Origin of the sequence: Candidatus Poriferisodalis sp., from assembly GCF_965262965.1 — a bacterium.
Lineage (GTDB): Bacteria > Actinomycetota > Acidimicrobiia > Acidimicrobiales > Poriferisodalaceae > Poriferisodalis.
This window is the reverse complement of the sequence record NZ_OZ253573.1, coordinates 3,432,447-3,452,612: the sequence shown is the minus strand read 5'-3', so window position 1 is coordinate 3,452,612 and position 20,166 is coordinate 3,432,447. Positions and strand designations below refer to the sequence as shown.

Sequence of the window (20,166 nt, the reverse complement as noted above, 5' to 3'; positions counted from 1 at the left end):
CAAGCCTGCGGGGCCAACCCCGTCGACGGAACTGGTCATCTAGGGTCGGCTGCGATGAGCCAGAACCGCAGACCGCACGCCGATCGAGGTCAAGCCAGCCGAGGCAACCCGGATCTCACCGATCCCACGAGACGAACTCCCGACCGCAACCTTGCGCTCGAGCTCGTGCGCACGACCGAAGCCGCTGCCATGGCGGCATCTCGCTGGATGGGCCGCGGTAACAAGGACGGCGCCGACGGCGCCGCAGTTGACGCGATGCGAGTCGTGCTGAGCACGGTGCCCATGGACGGCATCGTGGTCATCGGCGAGGGCGAGAAGGACGAAGCGCCGATGCTGTTCAACGGCGAGCTGATCGGCGACGGAGCCGGGGCGCTGACGGACGTGGCGGTCGATCCGATCGACGGCACCACGCTGACCTCGCTGGGACGCGGGAACGCCATCTCGGTCATCGCCGTCTCGCCGCGTGGGACGATGCTCGATCCCGGCCCGTGCGTGTACATGGAGAAGATTGCGGTAGGGCGCGACGCCAAGGGCGTGGTGGACCTCAACCGGACGCCGACGGAGAACCTGCGCGCCATCGCCGAGGCGACCGGCCAGGGCCTGCGAGACCTCACCGCGGTGGTCCTCGACCGCGACCGCCACTCCGAGCTCATTGCCGAGATCCGCGATACCGGTGCGCGCATCCGGCTCATTCCCGACGGCGACGTTGCCGGCGCCATCTCGGCGGCCGCCAGCGACACCACTGATGTGCTCTTTGGCATCGGCGGCACGCCCGAAGGCATCATCTCCGCGGCTGCGCTCAAGTGCCTCGGCGGCGAGCTGCAGGGCCGTCTGTGGCCTCGCAACGACCACGAGCGCCAGGCGGCCGTGGCTGCAGGGTTCGAACTCGAACGCGTGCTGCACATCGACGATCTAGTGCAGTCCGACGATGTCTTCTTCGCCGCTACCGGCATCACCGACGGCGAGCTGTTGCATGGCGTCAAGTTCACTGCACACCGCGCCACCACCGACTCATTGGTGATGCGCTCGCGCAGCGGCACGGTGCGCCGTATCGAAGCCACCCACGACATCGACAAGCTCAGCGCCTACGCAGCCGTAGATTTCACCTGATCTATGTCGACATCAGCCCGATCAGAACCAGCTCTTGACGACCTCGAAGAAGGCACGATCGCCCAGATCGACTTCGGCAAGGTCAACCAGATCGGCCGCGACGGCCATCAGGTGGTTCCGGTCGTCCTCCAAGACGCGGACACCGGCGACGTCCTGTTCATCGGCTATGCCAACCAAGAAGCACTGCGGCTGACCCTCGAGCGGTGCAGCGCCGTGCTGTACTCCACCTCCCGAAACGAGATCTGGCACAAGGGCGCCACGTCGGGCGACACGCTGTCGCTCGTGGACGTGCGTGTGAACTGCGAGCAGAACTCGCTGCTGTACCGGGTGCGTCGCGATGCAGGCGGCGCTTGCCACACTCGTGACGCCAGTGGAGCAGCCCGCCCAGGTTGCTACTACCGAGGCGTCGAGGGCCTGACCGATCTCCGCCCGCTGACCGGCTGAGGCCGGCGTCTACTCGTCGAAGTTCTCCGGCATGAGCACGAACTCGGGGTACGCCTCGATACCGAGCTCGCCGGTGTCCTGGCCGAGCTGTTCCACCGTGGTCGACACTCGCAAACCGACGGTGAGGTCCATGGCCTTCCAGACGATGAACGATGTGATGAACACGAAGGCCCCGACCGCGAGCACGCCCAGCAGCTGGATGTGGAACTGAGCGCCCGCAGCGATCGACGTTGCCAGCGTCCCCCAGATGCCGCAGACAAGGTGAGCGGGAATCGCACCCACGACGTCGTCTACCTTCAGCAGTTCCAGCGCCTTGATGGCGGCCGTGCACAGAATGCCGCCGATGGCGCCGATGATGACCGCCCACCACTGCTCGGTGATGTCCGGACCCGCTGTGATGGACACCAGTCCGGCGATGGCTCCGTTGAGCCCAGCGAAGAGGTCGACCCGGCCAAGCAACGAGCGAGACACCGCAAGTGCCGCTACCACGCCTGCAGCTGCCGCCAGATTCGTGTTGACGAGCACATTGCTCATGGCGACTGCATCGAACACGCTGCCCAGAGCCAGCTGCGACCCGCCGTTGAAACCGAACCAGCCGAACCACAGGATGAACACGCCCAGCGTCACGACGAGGACGTTCGACGGCGGCGTCGGCTTGACCGTGCCGTCGGAGCGGTACTTACCCAGCCGGGGGCCCACCACCAGCACCCCGGCCAGTGCCGCCCAGCCGCCCGTGCTGTGCACGATGGTCGATCCGGCGAAGTCTTGGAAGCCCCGCTCAGCGAGCCAGCCGCCTCCCCAGGTCCACGCGCCCACGATCGGATAGATGAACGCCGTCAGTACCACGGTGAACCCGAAGAACGACCACATCTTGATGCGCTCGGCAATCGCGCCCGACACGACCGATGCCGCCGTGGCAACGAACACCATCTGGAAGAATCAGTCCGACATGACCGCGTGGCCGTTGTCGGCCACCGCAGCGGCCGCGCCGACGTCGCCGTCGAGCAGCGCGAGTTCATCGGCACTCGGTCCGTAGAGCAGCGTGAACGACCCGAACAGGTCGCCCACGTCGACGTACATCAGGTTGTACCCGATGAAGTAGAACGCGAGCCCCGCGATCGAATAGATGCCGACGTTCTTCAAGCAGATCATCGACGCGTTCTTGCTGCGGACTGCACCGGCTTCCAGCATCGTGAAGCCGGCCGCCATCCACATGATCAGCGATCCCCAGACGAGGAACATGAACGTGTTCAGGACGAATTGCTCAGGAATCGCGATCATGACGAGCCCTCCTGGTCGTATGCACGGGACTCTCATGCTTGCAGACGCGATCTACGCGCCGATACGTCGCTCTGTGACTACGCAGCTCCGCTGTATTCAGGCAGCTGCGCTGTGTTTACGCAGCTTCCGCGACGGCGATGCGCGTCTGCGCCCAAGCCAGCGCGGCCTTGGCGTCTTCGTCGTCGCCATCGGCGTTGACGGCCGCTTGGGCTGCGGCGAGGTCAGCCTGCGCCGCCGCGACATCGATCTCGTCAGCCGCATAGGCAGCATCGCTGAGGATCGTCACGACGTTGTTGCTGACCTCGACGAAGCCGCGGTTGATCGCCAGCGTCACGATGCCGTCGCTGGCCCACAACTGGGTCTGGCCGATGTCAAGCCCCCCGATGAACGCGGCATGGTGGTCCAGAAAGGCGATGTCACCGTCGACGGTGCGCGTGACGACCTGAGTGCACTCGCCACTGAACAGCACCGCTTCGGGTGAGACCAGCTCAACTTGCATCTCGTGTGCCTCCCTGCGCCCGCGGCCGGATCTATTAGGACTGCTCGAAGTCCCGAGCCTTGGCCATTGCAGCCTCGGCGTTGCCGACGTTGAGGAACGCCTGCTCGGGAAGGCTGTCCAGCTCGCCGTTGCACAGCATCTCGAACGATTCGATGGTCTCCGCGATCGGCACGAAGACGCCCGGCAGGCCGGTGAAGACCTCGGCCACGAAGAACGGCTGGCTCAAGAAGCGCTGGATCTTGCGGGCACGATTGACGGTAATGCGGTCCTCCTCGGACAGCTCGTCGAGACCCAGGATGGCGATGATGTCCTGCAGCTCCTTGTAGCGCTGGAGGATCTCCTGGGTGCGCCGTGCAACGGCATAGTGCCGGTCGCCGACAACCTCGGGGCTGAGGATTGTTGACGTCGACGCCAGCGGGTCCACGGCGGGGTAAATGCCCAGCGAGGCGATCTGGCGGCTCAGCTCGGTGGTGGCGTCGAGGTGGGTGAACGTGGTGAACGGCGCGGGGTCGGTGTAGTCGTCCGCCGGCACGTACACGGCCTGCAGCGATGTGATCGAGTGACCCGAGGTCGAGGTGATGCGCTCCTGCAGCTCGCCCATCTCGTCGGCGAGGTTGGGCTGGTAGCCCACCGCGGAGGGCATGCGGCCCAGCAGCGTGGACACCTCCGAGCCGGCCTGCACGAAACGGAAGATGTTGTCAACGAACAGCAGCACTTCCTGGCCCTGCACGTCGCGGAAGTACTCGGCCATCGTCAGCGCCGAAAGCGCGACGCGCAACCGCACGCCCGGCGGCTCGTCCATCTGGCCGAAGACCAGCGCTGTCTTTTCGAGCACACCGGACTCCGCCATCTCCAGATAGAGGTCGGTGCCCTCGCGGGTGCGCTCCCCTACTCCAGCGAAGACCGACACACCGCCGTGCTGGGAGGCGACACGGTTGATCATCTCGGTGATGAGCACCGTCTTGCCCACGCCGGCACCGCCGAAGAGGCCAATCTTTCCGCCCTCCACGTACGGCTCAAGCAGGTCGATGACCTTGATGCCGGACTCGAACATCGTCGCCTTCGGCTCGAGCGTGTCGAAGGCCGGCGCGGGGCGGTGGATCTCCCACCGATCCGCGATGCCTTCGCTCAGATCGGCACCGTCGAGCGGCTCGCCGAGCACGTTGAAGATGTGGCCGAGCACGCCGTCGCCGACCGGCACGCTGATGCCCTGGCCGGTGTTCGTCACCGTCATGCCTCGGGTCAATCCGTCGGTGGCCTTCATCGAGACGATGCGCACCCGGTTGTCGCCGATCTGCTGGGCCACCTCGCCGGTGATGGTGACGGGTGCGCCTTCGAGCTCGACATGCATCTCGACAGCGGTGTTGATCTCGGGGAGCGCCCCCGTCGGGAACTCCGCATCGATGACCGGCCCGGCGATGGCCACGACGCGTCCATCGGCGAGATCGGTCGTCTGGTCGGCTGTGCTTGCTTCAGTCAGAGTCATTGATGTGTCTCCTCAACCCGCCGAGGGGCTCGATTGGGCTATTGGCGTGCGCGGAACAGATTCGCAGTGCGGGCTTCGATGGTGTCGGACAGAAGGTCGACTTCGCCGCCGGTCTGAGAGAGCGCCTCGGCACCGCCGACGATCTCCATGATCTCAGTGGTGATGGCGTCTTGGCGGGCGCGGTTCATCACGCGGGTCAGGTTGGTCTTCAGATCTTCGGCGTTGTCGGTTGCGGCCTTCATGGCTCGCTGACGGGCCGCGTGTTCGGAGGCCGAGGCCTCGAGCAACGCTGCGAACAGACGGGCCTCGGCGTAGCGCGGCAGGAGGCGCTCGAGAATCACCGCTGGCTCGGGCTCGAATTCGTAGCCACCGGCTGCACCGGCGCTGTGAGATTCATCAGCGCCGTCGTCGCCGGAGAAATCGCCGGAGTCCAGCGGCATGAACGGCGCGATCGACACTTCTTGGACGCCCATGGAGTGGAACTGGGTGTAGGCCAGCTTCACCTGGCCGCACTCGCCGCTTTCGAAGAGTGCCGTGGCCACCCCAGCGATCCGCTGGGCATCGGAGTAGCTCGGCTGGTCGCTGAAGCCTTCGAAGCCGGCGGCGATGCGGTAGTCGCGGAACCGGAAATAGCCCTGGGCCTTGCGGCCCGACAGCACCAGCTCGTAGTCACGGCCCTCAGCGGCGTCAGCCGCGATGGCACGCTCAGCGGCTCGCAGGACGTTGTTGTTGTAACCGCCGCACAGTCCACGATCCGCAGCAATGACGACGTAGGCCACTTTGGCGACATCGATCGGCTCGCGCAGGAGCGGGTGATCGGCCTCGCCACCCGCAGACGCCAGATTCGCAATGACCGCGGTCACCTTCTCGCTGTACGGCCGTGCAGCGCGCACCCGGGTCTGCGCCCGCACGATGCGTGATGCCGCGATCAGCTCCATGGCGCGCGTGATCTTCTTGGTGGCCTCGATCGACTTGATGCGACGCCGAAGAATGCGCTCCTGACCGCTTGCCATAGCGGATCAGCTCTCCGCGGCGTCGGCTGCGTCTTGGCTGCCGGCGGCGTCCGACGTCACGAACTGGGCGCCGAATGCCTCCACAGCCGCTTGGAGCGCCGCCTCGTCAAGCGCGCCGGTTGAACGGATGTCGTCCAGCAAGGCGCTGTGGCGGGTGCTCATGTACGCCAGCAGCTCGGTCTCGTAGCGGTTCACGTCCTCAACGGGGACGCCGTCCACGTAGCCGTTGGTGCCCGCGTAGATGACCACCACTTGCTCCTCGACGGGCATGGGCGAGTTGAGCCCCTGCTTGAGCAGCTCGACGAGCCGGTAGCCACGGCCCAACTGGGCCGCAGACACGGCGTCGAGCTCGGAGCCGAAGGTGGCGAACGCCTCCAGGTCACGGAACTGGGCCAAGTCGATCTTGAGGGTGCCGGCCACGCTCTTCATGGCCTTGGTCTGCGCAGCAGAGCCCACCCGCGACACCGAGATGCCCACGTCCACCGCGGGACGAACGCCGGACTTGAACAGATCGTCCTGAAGGTAGATCTGACCGTCGGTGATGGAGATCACGTTGGTCGGGATGTACGCCGACACGTCGCCGGCCTTTGTCTCGATGATCGGCAGCGCTGTCAGCGATCCGGCGCCGTTGACGTCGGACAGCTTGGCGGCACGCTCGAGCAGACGGCTGTGCAGGTAGAACACGTCGCCCGGGTAGGCCTCGCGCCCTGGCGGACGGCGCAGCAACAGCGACATCTGGCGGTACGCCTCGGCCTGCTTGGAGAGGTCGTCGTAGATGATGAGTGCGTGGTCGCCGTTCTCCATCCAGTGCTGGCCCATCGCGCAGCCTGCGTAGGGAGCCAGGTATTTGAAAGGCGCGGCATCTGCGGCAGGTGCGGCGACCACCACGGTGTATTCCATGGCGCCGCGCTCGCGCAGCGTGTTGACCACCTGCGCAACCGTCGAGCCTTTCTGCCCGATCGCCACGTAGATGCACTTCACACCGAGGCCGGCCTGGTTGAGGATGGTGTCGACGGCAATCGACGTCTTGCCGGTCTTGCGGTCGCCGATAATGAGCTCGCGCTGGCCTCGACCGACCGGAGTCATCGAGTCGATGGCCTTGATGCCGGTCTGCAGCGGCTCGTGCACCGGCTTGCGACCCATCACGCCAGGCGCCTGGATCTCCATGCGGCGCTCGATTGCGCCGGTGATCTCGCCGAGGCCATCGATGGGCTCGCCGAGTGCGTTCACGACGCGGCCCAGCACTGCGTCGCCGACGGGCATCGACAGGATGCGGCCAGTTGCCTTCACAGCCTGGCCCTCTTCGATCGACTCCACGCTGCCGAGCACAACTGCACCGATGGAATCTTCGTCGAGGTTCAGTGCGAGACCGACGTCTCCGCTGGCGAACTCCAGGATCTCGTTCACCGAACAGCCCGGCAGTCCCGAGACGCGGGCGATGCCGTCGCCGACCTCGAGGATCCGGCCGACAGTGCCGGACTCGATCGACGGATCGAAGCCCTCGAGGTTCTGGCGAATCGCCAAAGCGATGCCAGCGGTATCAAAGCTCAAGTCGGTCACGACAGGCGCTCCTTCATCTTGTCGAGCCGGGTGCGGACCGAGCCGTCGAAGACGGTGTCGCCGATCTGGGCGGACAGTCCTCCGACAATTTCGGGATCCACTACGACATGGACGGTCACGTTGCGGCCGCTGGCCTGGCGCAGGGCGCCGGCGAGCCGCTCGATCTGGGAGTCGGTGAGCGCGACGGCCGAGCGGACCTCGGCCACCACCTCACCCCGCGTTGCGGCGGCGAGTTCGAGCACCTCGTCGGCGACGGTGTCGAGTTGGCCGCCACGGCCAGCACCGACCAGCATCGCCACCACGTTGAGCGTGACCGGCGACGCCTGGGCCGCCAACAAGTCCTCGATGATGCCGATGCGGCGTGATGCCGGGACCGAGCGGTCGGACAGCACGCTGCGCAGTTCCTCGTTCTCAGCGACAGCGCGGCCGACTGCGGACAGCTCGTTGGGCACGCGCTCAAGCGCGTCTTCGGCCTGCGCGATGGCCACGACTGCACTCGCGTAGCCATCGGTTCGCTGGCTCATCGGTTGATCCTGATCATCTGTTCAACTCCTGTCCTGGCCCGCACCGGGCGCTGCCCCGCCCATTCCGCCGGAACACGCCTGGCGGTGATGGGCTGCGCCGTGAGGGCGATGCGCGGGACGATCAGTTCCCCACCCGCTCGATGTAGTTCTCGATCAACCGGGCGTGAGCGGCCTCGTCGATGCTGGCCATCACCACCTGCTCGGCAGCACCAACGGCGATCGACGTGATGTCGGCGCGGACTTCAGCCATCGCGCGTGCCCGGGCGGCGGTGATATCGGCCTCAGCCTGAGCACGACGCTCGGCGATCTCTGGCTCGATCGCCGCCAGACGCTCCTGGCGGACCGTCTCGGCAGCCGCTCGGGCCTCCTCGATGATCCGAGCGGCCTCGGCGTTGGCCTCGGCCAGCCGGACGTCGTACTGCGTGCGCAGATCCTCGGCCTCAGAACGGGCGGTTGCTGCGCCGTCGAGGTCGCCCTGGATGCGCTCGGTACGAGCCTCCATTGCCCGCCGGATCGGCGGCAGGGCCAGCTTCCACATGACGAGGAACAGGATGACGAACGCCGCCGAACCCCAGATCACCTCATTCCATTCGGGGATGATCGGGTTGGAGGCGGCCTCGCCCTCCTCGGTCGCCGCTAGCAGGCCCGTTGCCATATTGCTCAGAGTGGCGTTCATGGGTTCCTCCTACGCGAAGTTGAGGAGGATGAACACCACGAAACCGATGAGGGCCAAGGCCTCAGTGAACGCGATGCCCAAGAACATGGTCGTACGGACCATGCCCGCTGATTCGGGCTGGCGCGCCATCGCGGTGATTGCATTGCCGACGACCAGACCGATGCCGACGCCGGGGCCGATGGCCGCAAGGCCGTAGCCGAGGCCAGCGCCGAGCGCCTTCAATCCGTCGAGTGCGTTGTCCGCTGCTTGTGCGAGCAATTCCATTACTCGTGTCTCCTGTGTTGTACGGGATATTGGGGCAGGGGCCGAAGCGCCGGGACGCCGTGCGACCGTGAGTCGAAGGGGTGATGGGCTGGGCGGGCCTAGTGCTCGGGATGCAGAGCGCCGCCGATGTAGACGGCAGTGAGGATCGTGAAGATGAACGCCTGCAGGAAAGCGACGAGAATCTCGAAGCCGGTCAGGCCGATGAGCACCACGAACGGTGCCCACACGATGGTGGCCAGCAGACTCGTGTCCCACAGCGCAGCGGTGAGCACACCGAACGTGACGAGCAGCAAGTGCCCGGCAAGCATGTTTGCAAAGAGCCGCACAGCCAGCGAGAACGGACGGACGAAGAAGGTCGAAACAAACTCGATGAGCGCCACGAGCGGCAGCAGCGCCTTTGGCACACCGGGCGGCACGACAACGTTCTTCAGATAGCCGAAGAAGCCGTGGTTCTTGATGCCGACGGCGTTGAATACCACCCAGACGAGCACCGCGAGGACAACGGGCATCGCCATGCGGGCGTTGGCCGGGAAGTGGATGAACGGGAACACCTCGGTGATGTTCGAGAACAGGATGAAGAAGAACAGCGTCGCCAGGAACGGCAGGTAGCGCAGGCCGTCGGGCCCGATGGTCTGCATGATGATGTTCTCGCGGATGAACTCCACCGAGGTCTCCGCCACTGTCTGGACCCCGCGGGGGGCGGTGACGACCTCTGCCTGCGCGTAGCGGCGCTTGGCCATGAAGAAAATCGCGACCGGAGCCACGAGCGCAAAGATGTAGATGATGCCGACCTTGTTCAGCGCGAACACGGAGTCATCGAGACCCGGCAGGACGTTTGGCCACTCCAAGAGGTGCCCAATGTCCGGGAAAGTAAGCGCTAGCAGGTTCACTTCTTCTCCTTGCCGGGACGTTGCAGATCGAGGCCTGGGGCTGCGAGCCGCAGGGAAACATACCGCATCTCCCACACGAGCAGACCGAGATGGCTGACTCCGATAGTGATGCCGAGCGGAACCGGCTCGAACAGGCTCAGTCCGCTGACCGCGACGACCGCTCCGAAGAGCACGGCGAGGCGGCCGACGAAGCCCCCGAGGCTCGCCGCCATCAAGGCCACGGGCGAGATGCGTACCGCCCACGTCATGATCGCTGCTGCGGCAAGAAGGTTGACTACGACGAGCACGATCCCGTACGCCGCAGAGGCCGCACCGCCGACGCCCCATACGAGGCCGCACGCGGCCACCCACACGGGGCTGACGTACAAGCTGCGGCGCGCGATGTCGACGGCGATGGCGCGCTCAGGCGCATCCTCACTGGCTGATCGCGCCGCCGTTCCGCCCTCCGCCGGGCCCGATGCCGTCACGCGCCGTGCTCCGACGGCTCATTGTCCAGCACAACGCCAACCGGCAGGCTGACCGCGGCCGGCTCGGCTCGATCAATGCCGCGCCGCTGCGTCGGGCGCTGTTCGGCCAGATCAGACTCAAGTTTGGACATCCGCTCGGAGTACCGGTACCACTCGATCAGCAGCTTGAGCACGAAGGCGACCAAGCCGAAGCTCAACGCCAGCCACGGACCGGTATCGAGCCAGCGGTCGAGGCCGAATCCTGCCGCTGCGAAGATCACTGGCGTCAGAACGATCTCAACGGCCTTCGCGAGGCCGTCTTCGCTGCCGTTGCCGCTTCGGGCTGCTCGCGTCCGTTCGCGCGCCGCGTGCGATCGCATGAGTGCTCATCGCCTCCGAGGTATGCGGGGGTTTCAGCACGCCGGCCCGCACCTGGTCCAAAAGGGAGGCCAAACACTGGGCACTGGCGAAGCCGCCAGAAATCTACGGCCTCAGCCGGCACATCACCACGCCAAGCGGTGCTCAGCTACAACTGCATCATGCCCTTGGCATCCCGAGAGGGTGTCCCAGCGCGGCAAGCGGTGCACCGGACGACTACCGACGTAGATCCTCGCGAGCGGCTGCGAGTCGTGCGTCTCTTTGGGCCGCGTCTGGTACTGCCACCAGCAGCGCTCCCTTGCCCACTGCCGTCGGCAGTCACACGCTGACTGGTCCAGGGCTCGAAGCCGCCGGCTTCGGCCGATGCGATGACATCGACCCTCCACTCCGCATCCTCGAGGCTGCCACTCGACACCTAGGACGGCTTGAGGAACCGATGCTGACGGAGATTGGTCGCGATCAGAATGTCGCCTTCCGTAGTCGTGGTGTAGGTATCGGTGTAGACGGACCACGACACCACCCACCAACGAAGTCGATTCATCGACGGGGCCGACTGGTTCACCCTGGGTTTTGCGCAGGCTCCAGAGATTGGAGCAAGCATGGGAGCCATGAGCACAGAAGCGAGGGCGGCGGCGTCGCGGCGGTATTCGCCTGAGCAGAAGCAGCACGCGGTGAGGATGGTGCTGGCGTTGCGCTAGGAGCTGGGCGCTTCGGCGGGCACGATCACCAGGGTGGCCCGGCAGCTGGGCTATGGCGTGGAGTCGGTGCGCAAGTGGGTGGCCCGGGCCGAGATCGACGCGGGTGCCCGTGTGGGGCTGACCTCGGCTGAGAGCGAGGAGCTGCGGCGGTTGCGTCAGGAGAACCGTGAGCTGCGTCGGGCGAATGAGATCTTGCAGCGGGCGGCGACTTTTTTCGGGTAAGGGGCTCGACCGCCGACAGCGATGACCGTCGAGTTCGTCGACGCGAATCGTGCCGAGTTCGGAGTCGAGCCCGTCTGCGCTGCGTTGCAGGTGGCTCCGTCCACGTATTGGTCCGCGAAGCGCCGCCCGCCGTTTGAGCGGTCGAAGCGCGACGCCGCGATGATGCCGCTGCTGTTGGCGCTGTGGCAGGCGAACTATTCGGTGTACGGGGCGCGCAAGCTGTGGATCGCGGCCCGCCGCGCCGGGCACGACATCGGCCGCGGCCAAGTCGCCCGCCTCATGGGGCGGCTGGGTATCCGGGGCGTCAAGCGGACAAAGAAGGTGCGCACCACCCGGCCGGACCCCGAAGCGGCCCGCCCACCCGACCTCGTCGAGCGGGACTTCACCGCCGATGCCCCGAACCGGCTGTGGGTCGCCGATCTGGCCCACGTCGCCACCTGGTCCGGCGTCGCCTATGTGTGCTTCATCACCGACGCCCACAGCCGCCGCATCGTGGGCTGGCGGGCCGCGTCGAACATGGGCACCCAGATGGTGCTCGACGCTGTGGAGATGGCCCGCTGGACGCGCGGCGTCCGCCTCGAAGGGCTCGTCGCTCACGCGGATGCCGGCGCCCAGTTCACCAGCATCCGATACGGCGAGCGCCTCGACGAGATCGGCGCTGTCCCCTCGATCGGATCGGTCGGGGACTCATATGACAACGCCCTGGCCGAGGCCGTGAACGCGCTCTACAAGACCGAGCTGATCCGCGGCCCCGCACAAGGCCCGTGGCGCACGATCGACGACGTCGAGCTCGCCACCCTGGGCTGGGTGCACTGGTGGAACACCGGCCGCATCCACCGCTACCTCGACGACCTCAGCCCCGACCAATTCGAAGCCGCGTACGCTGCCCGAAACACCGACCACCACAGGACAGAAAACCAAAACAACCAGCCTGCGCAAAACCCAGGGCGAATCAACCCGACACACACGGCCCCGAACGGCCACCGCCACACCCGCAACCACCCCGCACCGCACACAACCGCCCACCGGACCGCCAAATCACGCCCGACACAAACACCATCTGACACGCCCACAAACGGCTTGCTCAGCAGGCTCCTAGGCGGCGCTCGGAAGGCGAAACACCTTCATGACTTCGTCGCCTAGGTGATTGATGACCTTCACAGCGATGTGACCCGACTCGGGTGCTGGGAACGGTCGTGAGATGTCGCTGTGGAGACTGGCCCAGGCGTCCTCGTCGATCTCGGCGCGCAAGGTCCTCTTGAGCGTTTCGTAGGGATCTTTGCTGCCGAGGAAGTAGGCGTGACGCACGAAGAAGCTCTCGTGGTCGTAGTCGGTGTCGACGAACCAGCAGGCGATGGAGTCGGGTTCGTCGCTGCGCACATCGCCGGTCGTCGGATCGAACACGTCGATCCCTTTCAGCTTCACGCAGAACTGCTCAGCGCCGTCATCGGTTGCGGGCGCTTGCAACAGCTCGATGTCGGGTTCGCCGAAGATCACGAACAGGTTGCCGCTGCCGGTGCTCTTGAGCTCGCTCGCCATGTGCAGGTCGGCGTTCATCCTGGCCTTCAGCACGGGCAACGGCCCCGATTTGATGAACGCGGACGCCTGTGCGTCGTAGTTGAACGCGCAGGCGATCAGCACGTCAAAACCAGCCTCGGTGGCTTCCCGGGAGGCTGCCACGAGTTCGGGGCGCGTGACGGTGCCAAACTCCGGACCGACGAAGATCGCGGCCGTTCGCGTTTCGGCCTGTGCAGCAGCCGCATCAGGTGCGGGTTGCCCGTTTTCGGGCGAGCCGGTCGGCGAGGTAGCCGACGCCTCGGTGTAGGCACCCGCCGCACAGACGTAATCGCCGGGCCACGGTTGGAGTGAAGTGAAGTCGATGCGGTCTGCCTTGTGTGCCTGCTGCACACCCGCCGTCCGCAAATTGTCGAGGATGAGCGAGACAAAGTCCTGCGGCGCCTCGCCGTTGCTCCGTGCCTCGGCGACTGGATCGATCAGTTCGTCATCGGCGCCGAGACCCAGGTAGCGATGCGGCGAGATGCTCTCGACGGTGAATGGTCCGGCGACCCGCACCTTCGAGCTGTCCTCGTACGGCTTGTCGTAGAGGTCTTCGAAGTCGGCCTTCGCGGCGATGGACTCGTCCATTGCCTGCTGCCGGTCAAGGCGAGCCTGCCAGAACCGTTCGTGCGGCTCGGCGGCATCGGCCGGCCAGTCGCCGGGCCGCTCGCGTGGAACCTCCCATTCGAGCAGGCCGCTCGCAGGTGCCTCCTCACCCGACGGCAGCGAGACCGTGGCGTCTGCTGGCGAGGCGAAGCAAATCCGCTGGCCCTTCCGGCCGCCGAGCTCCACCTCAAACGGCACCGGTGGACTGGCACGCAGCAACGAATTGAGGTCCGCGAGAGCAGCCTCTACCGCGGGTTGACGTTGTTCGTAGATGACGTCGAGCTCGGCGTTGTTGGCAATCGACCGCAGCGTGATGTGCGGGACGCGTTCGTAGACGAACCCCTGCCTCACATCTCCGTACGTCAACGCATCAGACGACTGGGCATGGCCGAGATCGGCTTCCTTCTGTCGCCCTTCTGGACTGTCAGACAGCAGGTAGTGCGGATAGCGAGCCCCCATGAGCCGCGCCCGTGCCAAGGCCAATGCAACCCGCGAAGTGTCAATGGTGATCCATCGTCTGCCCCACTGCTCTGCCACGTACGCCGCAGTACCTGCCCCGCACGTCGGATCGAGTACCAGATCGCCGGGGTCCGTGGTCATCAACAGACAGCGCTCGATTACCGACGTGGCCGTTTGAACAACGTACGTCTTGTCGTACGCGGCAAACGTGTCCTGCCAAACATCAGTAATTGCTTCGCCTGGCGCATCATCAAGGTAGTAGCGCCACCTCAGGCTCCGATTCAGCGGGTGGAGGCGATCAGCGTATAAGAGGCGACGCATCCCAGACTCATTCGTCTTCCAACTTTTTCCCCGAGGGTGGCTGAAAGTTCTTCCCTCAATGGAGAAGTCGAACATACAGGAATCTGTATAGCCAGATGAGCCCAGATTTTGAGCAGTCAAGTAACGAACAGAGTCCGTGAGTTCCGCCGGATTTAGCTTCGCGCGTGAGGCTACGCGGCCATCTGACAATTGCACCAACGAGAACTCAGAATGCTCGTCAAGTTGCTTCAATGCACGGAGTTCTCGAAACTTGACGGAGTCGGAATTCCTCGCGTACCACAGAATAAAGTTCGAAGTTCGGGCCAGCTCAGAGTTACCCAGGGGACTCTTTACGCGGAAAGTCACTTGGGCGATGAAAGCGCTGGCCCCGAACACTTCGTCCATCAAGGTCCGCACGCGATGAACGTTCTCATCACCAATTTGGACAAAGATGGAACCACTTTCGGTCAGAAGATCGCGGGCAACTGTTAAGCGATCTCGGAGATAAGTCAGATAACTGTGAATGCCGTCGCGCCAAGTGTCTCTGAAGGCTCGTACCTGTTCCGGTTCGCGAGTGATGTGGTCGGCCTTGCCATCTCGTACGTCGCGACTTGTGGTCGACCATTGAAAGTTCGAGTTGAATTTGATGCCGTATGGCGGATCGATGTAGATGCACTGCACTTGGCCACGCAGTCCTTCGCTCTCCGCGAGACTGGCCATCACCTGCAGACTGTCGCCGAGGATCATACGGTTCGACCAGTTCATTTGGTGCCGATAGAACTCGGTCCTCACATCGGTACTCGGAAGCCCGTTGAAATCGGAGAACAGCTCGATCTGGAACCCTGCTTCGGATGCCGCTTGCTCAATGCTGCGCCGCTGGCTGAGTCGTCGCAGATCTTCTACGAGTGCCTTGGGCTGGATCTTCTCTTGGATGAACAGCGGCGGTGCCTGAACTACCAGATCAGACCAGTCGGCGATGTCCTTGCCACGCCACACTAGCTGCGGATCGAGGTCTCGATTGAGCCGCTCGTATGCCACTCGGACCGCTGCCACTGCATCGTTTGAAGCCTGCGTTTGATACTCGGCCGTCGGGATGTTCAGCCTGGAGGATTCTTCGTGGGTGAGATTCTCCACCTCTTTTGGCTTCTTTGTGCGTGCCAATGGTCAACGTCCCTCATGCTGCGACAGAATTCGCTTCAGCACCGACACTAGCTGCGGCACGGAGTCGCTCGCCGTGCTCCATACTGTTTCCGGGATCACATCATCGTATTGATGTATCAGGACATTGCGCGCACCGCGAATCTTAGTCCACGGAATATCAGTGACTTCGTCGCGCACATGTGGAGGGAGTCGGTTAGCGGCTTCTCCGATGATTGTGATCTGCCGGATTGCCGCATCGAAGCTCTTCGCGTCTGCAATGAACTCGTCTCTCGTCAAGTCGCCTACGTGTTCGAGAGCAGCCTCACCCGCGTCAAGCATGTGACGCATATGCGGTAGCCATTCCTCGGGTTGCGTGCAGTTAAACATCTATGGCATCCCGCTCTGCATTCGGCCGTACATGGTCACGCAAGTTCTTCTCGACTGCCATGTCAACGCTGCGGCCCAAGGTGTCCTCAAGGTATACCTCGGCCCCGAAATGGTCCCACCCAACAGGCTCGGGGTCATACTCGACAATGAGATCAATGTCGCTGGTGAGCTGCGCTTCGTCTCGAGCATAAGATCCGAACAGCTTGAGACTCGAGACACCAAACTCTCGCTGGAGCTGCGGCTTGAGTTCACGCAGCGCAGCCAAGACAGAGTCACGGTTGTCAAGTACTGGATCACCTGAGCGAAAAGCCTGCGCTTGGCGGCGGGCCTGGGAAATGGCGGTCTCGAGGTCTTTCCTGAACTCCCAGTTGTTTCTGAACTCTACAAACTGCCAGCGGCCGTAGCCGCCGAGGTGATTGACACCCGGTACCCAGTAGGTGCGCATGGTGCTGGCTTTGTCCTTGGCGTCCTCACGGCGGAAGCCCTTGATTTCAACCACGAGATGCAACGGGTCGTCGCGGCCGCGACCGTCGTCCACTAGGAGCACAAAGTCGGGCACGTAAATGCGGTTCTCACCCCCCGTCCGATACGGTACCTCGAAGCCCATGCCGGCGTTCTTGACATATGCCCAGACATGGGGATTGGCCTCGACGACGACGCAGAATTCGCGCTCCCATTCGCTGTCGCACACTGCCCAGTTGACGTGACAGCGATCAGCGCGCGTGCGCCACCTCAACTGCTTGGAGGTGGTGAAGCTGACATCGCGGGTAGTTCCCACGGGCGAGAACGAGTCCAGCACCGCCGTCACGTTGCCGCCAACAGCCCGCTCGGCTTCGACAATGGCTGTGGTGATGCGCTCGCACGCTTGGTCAGCAAGCGTGAGGTAGAGCAGATGGCCAAGCGATGTGCCGCCCTCACACACACAGTGCTCGTCGAGCCAGCGCTCGGTGATGCGCTTGAGCTGCCCGAAGAGATGCAGCCGGGGCTGCCCGTCGTGGTCGCACCACTTGGTGTGAAGCAGGTACCGGGTGAGGTAATAGACAACCGTGGAGCGACGCGTGCCACCGGTGTCGGCGAGGTCGAGGTTGATGCCCTCGCCGATGATCCCTTCGTTGCGCGTGCGCGTCGGACCGACCAGCTCAGGGGTCAGCCGCAACGTCGAGTCGTCGGTGAAGTGCGCGTCCAGCCGATCGTCGGGCAGCTCGACCCGGTAGCCGGCGACCCGCGGGAAGCGGATCTCGCAACCATTTCGCTCTGGGCGCACGGCGTGTACTTGGACCGTCGACTTGGGCGGCTTGGGTTTCACCACGACGGGCTCGGCGGTGAAGTCGAATGGCACACCGAAGACGTCGGCGTATTCGGTTTCGAACAGACCGTGCTCGTTGAGGTCGTACGACTGGCGGCGCAGGGCACGGCCCACCACCTGCTCGCACAGGAGCTGCGTGCCGAAAGCCCTCACGCCCAAGACATGCGTGACGGTGTTGGCATCCCACCCCTCTGTCAGCATCGCCACGGACACCACGCACCTGGTGTCGCCACCAAGACGGCCCGGCTTCCCGACCGTGTTCATCACCTCGCGGAGCAGGTCTTGATCGCTGAGGTTTTGTGCCTCCCCGCTGTTGCCGCCGCGTTCGATGATCTCGCGCCGGAATCGCTCGATCTCGTCCGACGCCGCCTCGCGGAAGTTCGGGTCGAGGGCATCGCCTGATTCGAGCTGCCGGCTGTCGATCAGCAGGGTTCGGGGCCGAGCGAGCGCATTGCCCTGAGCGTCAAAGTTGCGGAACAGCTCCAGCCGACCGTTGTGGAATGAACCCGTGCCGTCTGGCAGCGCGCGGCGGTAACCGGAGATGTAGTCATAGACAACTTTCGACGTGGCCGTGTTGTTGCACACCACGATGAAGCACGGCGGGACCTCGATGTCGTCATGTGCCGCCCACTGCTCGAATACCTGCTCGTAGTGTCCGTACAGCGCTTCCAGGGCAGACTTCAGCTCAACTGGCAACGCCGCCTCAGGATCGAGCTTCCCGACAGCCTTCAAGCCCTTCTTGGGCATCTTCTTGCCGATGTGCTTCCATAGCTCGCGATAGGTGGGCATCACGTTGCCCGGGATGTTGTCGGCCACAGGCACTCTCGGCAGCTTGACGATGCCGCACTCAATGGCGTCCAACAGCGAGAAATCGCTGGCAACCCAGCCGAACAGAGTGCCCTCGGCGTAGCCCGAGCCGCTGAGAAAGAACGGCGTCGCTGATAGGTCGATCACCCGCTTCAGCCCCAGCCTGCGCTGCACAGCCTCGATGCCGGTCATCCAGACGCGGGCGGCCTCAGCATTGTCTTCGGCTTCTTTGCGGGCATCGCCCGTCAAGTCGGCTTCATCTGACTCGTCGGCCGAGCCCGGCTTCTCCCGGTAGCAGTGGTGCGCCTCGTCGTTCAGCACCATCACACCCTTGGTACCCATCAACTCGGGCATCACCCGTTGGAGCATCTGACCTTCGGTCTCGCGTGAGTCGATCTCAGGTCCATGGCCTTGCAGCAGCGCCCGGCTGCCCTTCGCAAGACTCATCGTCTCGCGCCGCATGAAGGCGTGATAGTTCGTAATGACGATCCTCGCCTTGCCCAATTCGCTCGCCATGTCGGCTGGGACCAGATCACGGCTGCGGTAGTAGCTGTCAGGGTCATTGGGCTGCAGTACGCGGAGCCGGTCCCGGATGGGAATGCCGGGGGTGACCACGAGGAAGCCGCGGGTAAATCTCTGGCTTTGGGGGCGCCGCACGGCGTTGATGGTCTGCCAAGCGATGAGCATGGCCATCACCGTCGTCTTGCCCGAGCCGGTCGCCATCTTCAGCGCAAGCCGAGCAACGCCAGGATTGGCCTGCTCGCTCGCAGCCGCGATCCGGTCGCGTAGGCGACGTCCCACAGCCGTGTTCGGAGCGACCTCGGCGAGCCAGATAACCGTCTCGACCGCTTCCACTTGGCAGAAGAACGGCCGGATGCCAGGAAATTCGAAGTGCCGCCAGTGCTTGAGAAGCCGTGCTGTCTCCGCGGTGACATGCCAACGTCGCTCCTCGGGTTCCGTCCGCCACTTGGCGACCTCACCGCGGATTGTGTTGATGAGTTCCGACAGGTCGTACTGCTGGCCGTCGTCAGCTAGGGATTCCGCTTGCTCGTCGAACACCAAAGCCTGCTGTGTCGATTTGTCCGCCTTGGCTCCCTTCGTTCCACGCTTGCGCGGGGCGGGTATCGGGGAAATGAACGAGGCGGGCCGACGGCCTTCCAGCACATCGCCTGTGGGCTGGCGTTCGTCGTCAAGGTGCCAATGGCTCGTGGGCACCTCGTACGGCGAGTTGAGGATCGGCTGCTCGTAGAAGTCCGGCATGTGGCAGTCACGCTACGCGCGCGGTGCTCGAGGCAGTGCTATCGCCAGAACCAGCCGAAATCGTCGAGGAGCCTCGACACCGCCACCAGCGCGGCCGTCTGGCTGATCTGAGTGATCGCGCCTAGGGCATCGCCGGTGATGCCGCCAAACCTGCGGTAGGCAATCAGTCCGACGAGCAGTGCCCCGCCGGTCGCAGCACCTACAGCGAACACGCCCACAGGGCCGAGAGCGAAGGCGACGCCGTAGCTGGCCAGCAACGAGATGGCGCACGGTGCTCCGCGCAGATGCGTGGTGTAGGTGTGGCCCAGACCCGTGCCCGCGGCGGCGGGAACCGAGGCCATCGCCGTGACGGCCAGAGCACGACCGATGCCATGGGCAAGGGCGAGTGCAATCACCGCATCGCGCGATGGCAGCGGCATGACCGCGAAGATCTGCATCAATGTCACCAGCACCAGCGCCAGCGTGCCGAAGGTCCCCAAGCGGGAGTCCTTCATGATCTCGCGCCGCCGCTCCGGCGTCGTCCCGCCGAGCGCATCTGCCGTGTCAGCCAAGCCGTCCTCGTGAAATGCACCAGTGATGAGCGCTGCCGCAGCAATCGCCAGGATTGCTGCAAGCGGGGCACCGAGCGGCTGCCAGACAGCCCAGAACACACCGCCGCTCAAAGCGCCGACGACGGCTCCGACCAGTGGGAACCATGGGACGCTGCGGCCCAGGTCGCGCTCGGTCGGCGGATGCGCGCCACCCGGAAGCCGGGTCAGGAACGCCCACGCATAGCGCAAGCTCACCCTGACTCCAAGACGCTTCGCAAGCTCACCCTGACTCCAAGACGCTTCGCAAGCTCACGCCAGACCCC

16 protein-coding genes, 2 pseudogenes and 1 other annotated feature are annotated in these 20,166 nt (G+C 64.5%); of the genes and pseudogenes, 3 read left to right on the top strand and 15 right to left on the bottom strand.

All coding sequences use genetic code 11. The annotated features are described in order from the left end of the window. Positions 1–54 precede the first annotated feature (54 nt). Entirely contained in the window at positions 55–1,110 is a 1,056-nt protein-coding gene (glpX, locus tag ACQY5K_RS16500; protein WP_428117508.1) for a class II fructose-bisphosphatase, read from the top strand. Positions 1,111–1,113: 3 nt separating this feature from the next. Continuing rightward, positions 1,114–1,554 carry a phosphoribosyl-AMP cyclohydrolase gene (locus ACQY5K_RS16495; protein WP_428117506.1) on the top strand — a complete coding sequence of 147 codons (441 nt, stop codon included), beginning with the start codon at positions 1,114–1,116 and terminating at the stop codon, positions 1,552–1,554. 9 nt (positions 1,555–1,563) lie between these two features. Here the strand turns inward: ACQY5K_RS16495 and ACQY5K_RS16490 are convergent. The 11 genes and pseudogenes from ACQY5K_RS16490 to ACQY5K_RS16440 form a co-directional block, all read right to left on the bottom strand. Further along, a pseudogene (locus tag ACQY5K_RS16490) lies at positions 1,564–2,796 on the bottom strand (ammonium transporter). A 154-nt stretch (positions 2,797–2,950) separates the two neighbouring features. Then, positions 2,951–3,334: an ATP synthase F1 subunit epsilon gene (atpC, locus tag ACQY5K_RS16485; RefSeq protein ID WP_428117503.1), complete on the bottom strand. Its 384-nt coding sequence runs from the start codon at positions 3,332–3,334 to the stop codon at positions 2,951–2,953. 34 nt (positions 3,335–3,368) lie between these two features. Next, positions 3,369–4,820, bottom strand: a complete 1,452-nt coding sequence (gene atpD / locus ACQY5K_RS16480) for a F0F1 ATP synthase subunit beta (protein WP_428117501.1) — start codon at positions 4,818–4,820, stop codon at positions 3,369–3,371. A 38-nt stretch (positions 4,821–4,858) separates the two neighbouring features. Then, complete coding sequence (locus tag ACQY5K_RS16475) at positions 4,859–5,833, bottom strand: F0F1 ATP synthase subunit gamma (RefSeq protein WP_428117498.1); 975 nt, start codon at positions 5,831–5,833, stop codon at positions 4,859–4,861. 6 nt (positions 5,834–5,839) lie between these two features. After that, positions 5,840–7,393, bottom strand: coding sequence for a F0F1 ATP synthase subunit alpha (gene atpA, locus ACQY5K_RS16470; protein ID WP_428117496.1), 1,554 nt, complete (start codon positions 7,391–7,393; stop codon positions 5,840–5,842). Beyond that, positions 7,390–7,917 (bottom strand): ATP synthase F1 subunit delta, encoded by a 528-nt coding sequence (gene atpH / locus ACQY5K_RS16465; protein ID WP_428117493.1) that lies wholly within the window; start codon positions 7,915–7,917, stop codon positions 7,390–7,392. Before atpH ends, atpA begins: the two co-directional genes overlap by 4 nt. A gap of 121 nt (positions 7,918–8,038) precedes the next feature. Beyond that, positions 8,039–8,593: a F0F1 ATP synthase subunit B gene (atpF, locus tag ACQY5K_RS16460; RefSeq protein WP_428117491.1), complete on the bottom strand. Its 555-nt coding sequence runs from the start codon at positions 8,591–8,593 to the stop codon at positions 8,039–8,041. Positions 8,594–8,602: 9 nt separating this feature from the next. Then, a complete protein-coding gene (atpE, locus tag ACQY5K_RS16455; protein ID WP_428117489.1) occupies positions 8,603–8,857 on the bottom strand; it encodes an ATP synthase F0 subunit C in 255 nt (84 codons plus the stop codon). Between the two features lie 98 nt (positions 8,858–8,955). Beyond that, positions 8,956–9,747 carry a F0F1 ATP synthase subunit A gene (atpB, locus tag ACQY5K_RS16450; protein WP_428117486.1) on the bottom strand — a complete coding sequence of 264 codons (792 nt, stop codon included), beginning with the start codon at positions 9,745–9,747 and terminating at the stop codon, positions 8,956–8,958. Next, a complete protein-coding gene (locus ACQY5K_RS16445; RefSeq protein ID WP_428117484.1) occupies positions 9,744–10,214 on the bottom strand; it encodes an ATP synthase subunit I in 471 nt (156 codons plus the stop codon). The genes atpB and ACQY5K_RS16445 overlap by 4 nt, the downstream gene beginning before the upstream one ends. Further along, entirely contained in the window at positions 10,211–10,573 is a 363-nt protein-coding gene (locus ACQY5K_RS16440; protein ID WP_428117482.1) for a hypothetical protein, read from the bottom strand. The genes ACQY5K_RS16445 and ACQY5K_RS16440 overlap by 4 nt, the downstream gene beginning before the upstream one ends. A gap of 606 nt (positions 10,574–11,179) precedes the next feature. Here ACQY5K_RS16440 and ACQY5K_RS16435 point away from each other — a divergent pair. Next, a pseudogene (locus ACQY5K_RS16435) lies at positions 11,180–12,394 on the top strand (IS3 family transposase); the annotation flags it as partial. Beyond that, positions 11,476–11,590: a sequence feature (AL1L pseudoknot), on the top strand. (Overlaps the previous pseudogene by 115 nt.) A gap of 192 nt (positions 12,395–12,586) precedes the next feature. On the opposite strand, the gene ACQY5K_RS16430 reads toward ACQY5K_RS16435, so the two are convergent. The 4 genes from ACQY5K_RS16430 to cobS are packed head-to-tail and all read right to left on the bottom strand — an operon-like array spanning position 12,587 to position 20,098. After that, positions 12,587–15,547, bottom strand: coding sequence for a site-specific DNA-methyltransferase (locus ACQY5K_RS16430; protein ID WP_428117479.1), 2,961 nt, complete (start codon positions 15,545–15,547; stop codon positions 12,587–12,589). Positions 15,548–15,577: 30 nt separating this feature from the next. Next, positions 15,578–15,940, bottom strand: coding sequence for a HepT-like ribonuclease domain-containing protein (locus ACQY5K_RS16425; RefSeq protein ID WP_428117477.1), 363 nt, complete (start codon positions 15,938–15,940; stop codon positions 15,578–15,580). Further along, the gene (locus ACQY5K_RS16420; protein WP_428117475.1) at positions 15,933–19,313 is read right to left on the bottom strand and encodes a BPTD_3080 family restriction endonuclease; all 3,381 of its coding nucleotides are present in this window, start codon (positions 19,311–19,313) and stop codon (positions 15,933–15,935) included. Before ACQY5K_RS16420 ends, ACQY5K_RS16425 begins: the two co-directional genes overlap by 8 nt. A 38-nt stretch (positions 19,314–19,351) precedes the next feature. Then, positions 19,352–20,098 (bottom strand): adenosylcobinamide-GDP ribazoletransferase, encoded by a 747-nt coding sequence (gene cobS, locus ACQY5K_RS16415; RefSeq protein WP_428117472.1) that lies wholly within the window; start codon positions 20,096–20,098, stop codon positions 19,352–19,354. Positions 20,099–20,166 lie beyond the last annotated feature (68 nt).

Excerpts from the sequence above, each read along its gene's own strand:
- atpC (WP_428117503.1), bottom strand. The coding sequence starts at position 3,334 with ATGCAAGTTGAGCTGGTCTCACCCGAAGCGGTGCTGTTCAGTGGCGAG.
- ACQY5K_RS16420 (WP_428117475.1), bottom strand. The coding sequence starts at position 19,313 with ATGCCGGACTTCTACGAGCAGCCGATCCTCAACTCGCCGTACGAGGTG.
- atpE (WP_428117489.1), bottom strand. The coding sequence starts at position 8,857 with ATGGAATTGCTCGCACAAGCAGCGGACAACGCACTCGACGGATTGAAG.
- ACQY5K_RS16440 (WP_428117482.1), bottom strand. The coding sequence starts at position 10,573 with ATGCGATCGCACGCGGCGCGCGAACGGACGCGAGCAGCCCGAAGCGGC.
- ACQY5K_RS16495 (WP_428117506.1), top strand. The coding sequence starts at position 1,114 with ATGTCGACATCAGCCCGATCAGAACCAGCTCTTGACGACCTCGAAGAA.
- ACQY5K_RS16425 (WP_428117477.1), bottom strand. The coding sequence starts at position 15,940 with ATGTTTAACTGCACGCAACCCGAGGAATGGCTACCGCATATGCGTCAC.
- atpH (WP_428117493.1), bottom strand. The coding sequence starts at position 7,917 with ATGAGCCAGCGAACCGATGGCTACGCGAGTGCAGTCGTGGCCATCGCG.
- ACQY5K_RS16475 (WP_428117498.1), bottom strand. The coding sequence starts at position 5,833 with ATGGCAAGCGGTCAGGAGCGCATTCTTCGGCGTCGCATCAAGTCGATC.
- atpD (WP_428117501.1), bottom strand. The coding sequence starts at position 4,820 with ATGACTCTGACTGAAGCAAGCACAGCCGACCAGACGACCGATCTCGCC.
- atpF (WP_428117491.1), bottom strand. The coding sequence starts at position 8,593 with ATGAACGCCACTCTGAGCAATATGGCAACGGGCCTGCTAGCGGCGACC.
- glpX (WP_428117508.1), top strand. The coding sequence starts at position 55 with ATGAGCCAGAACCGCAGACCGCACGCCGATCGAGGTCAAGCCAGCCGA.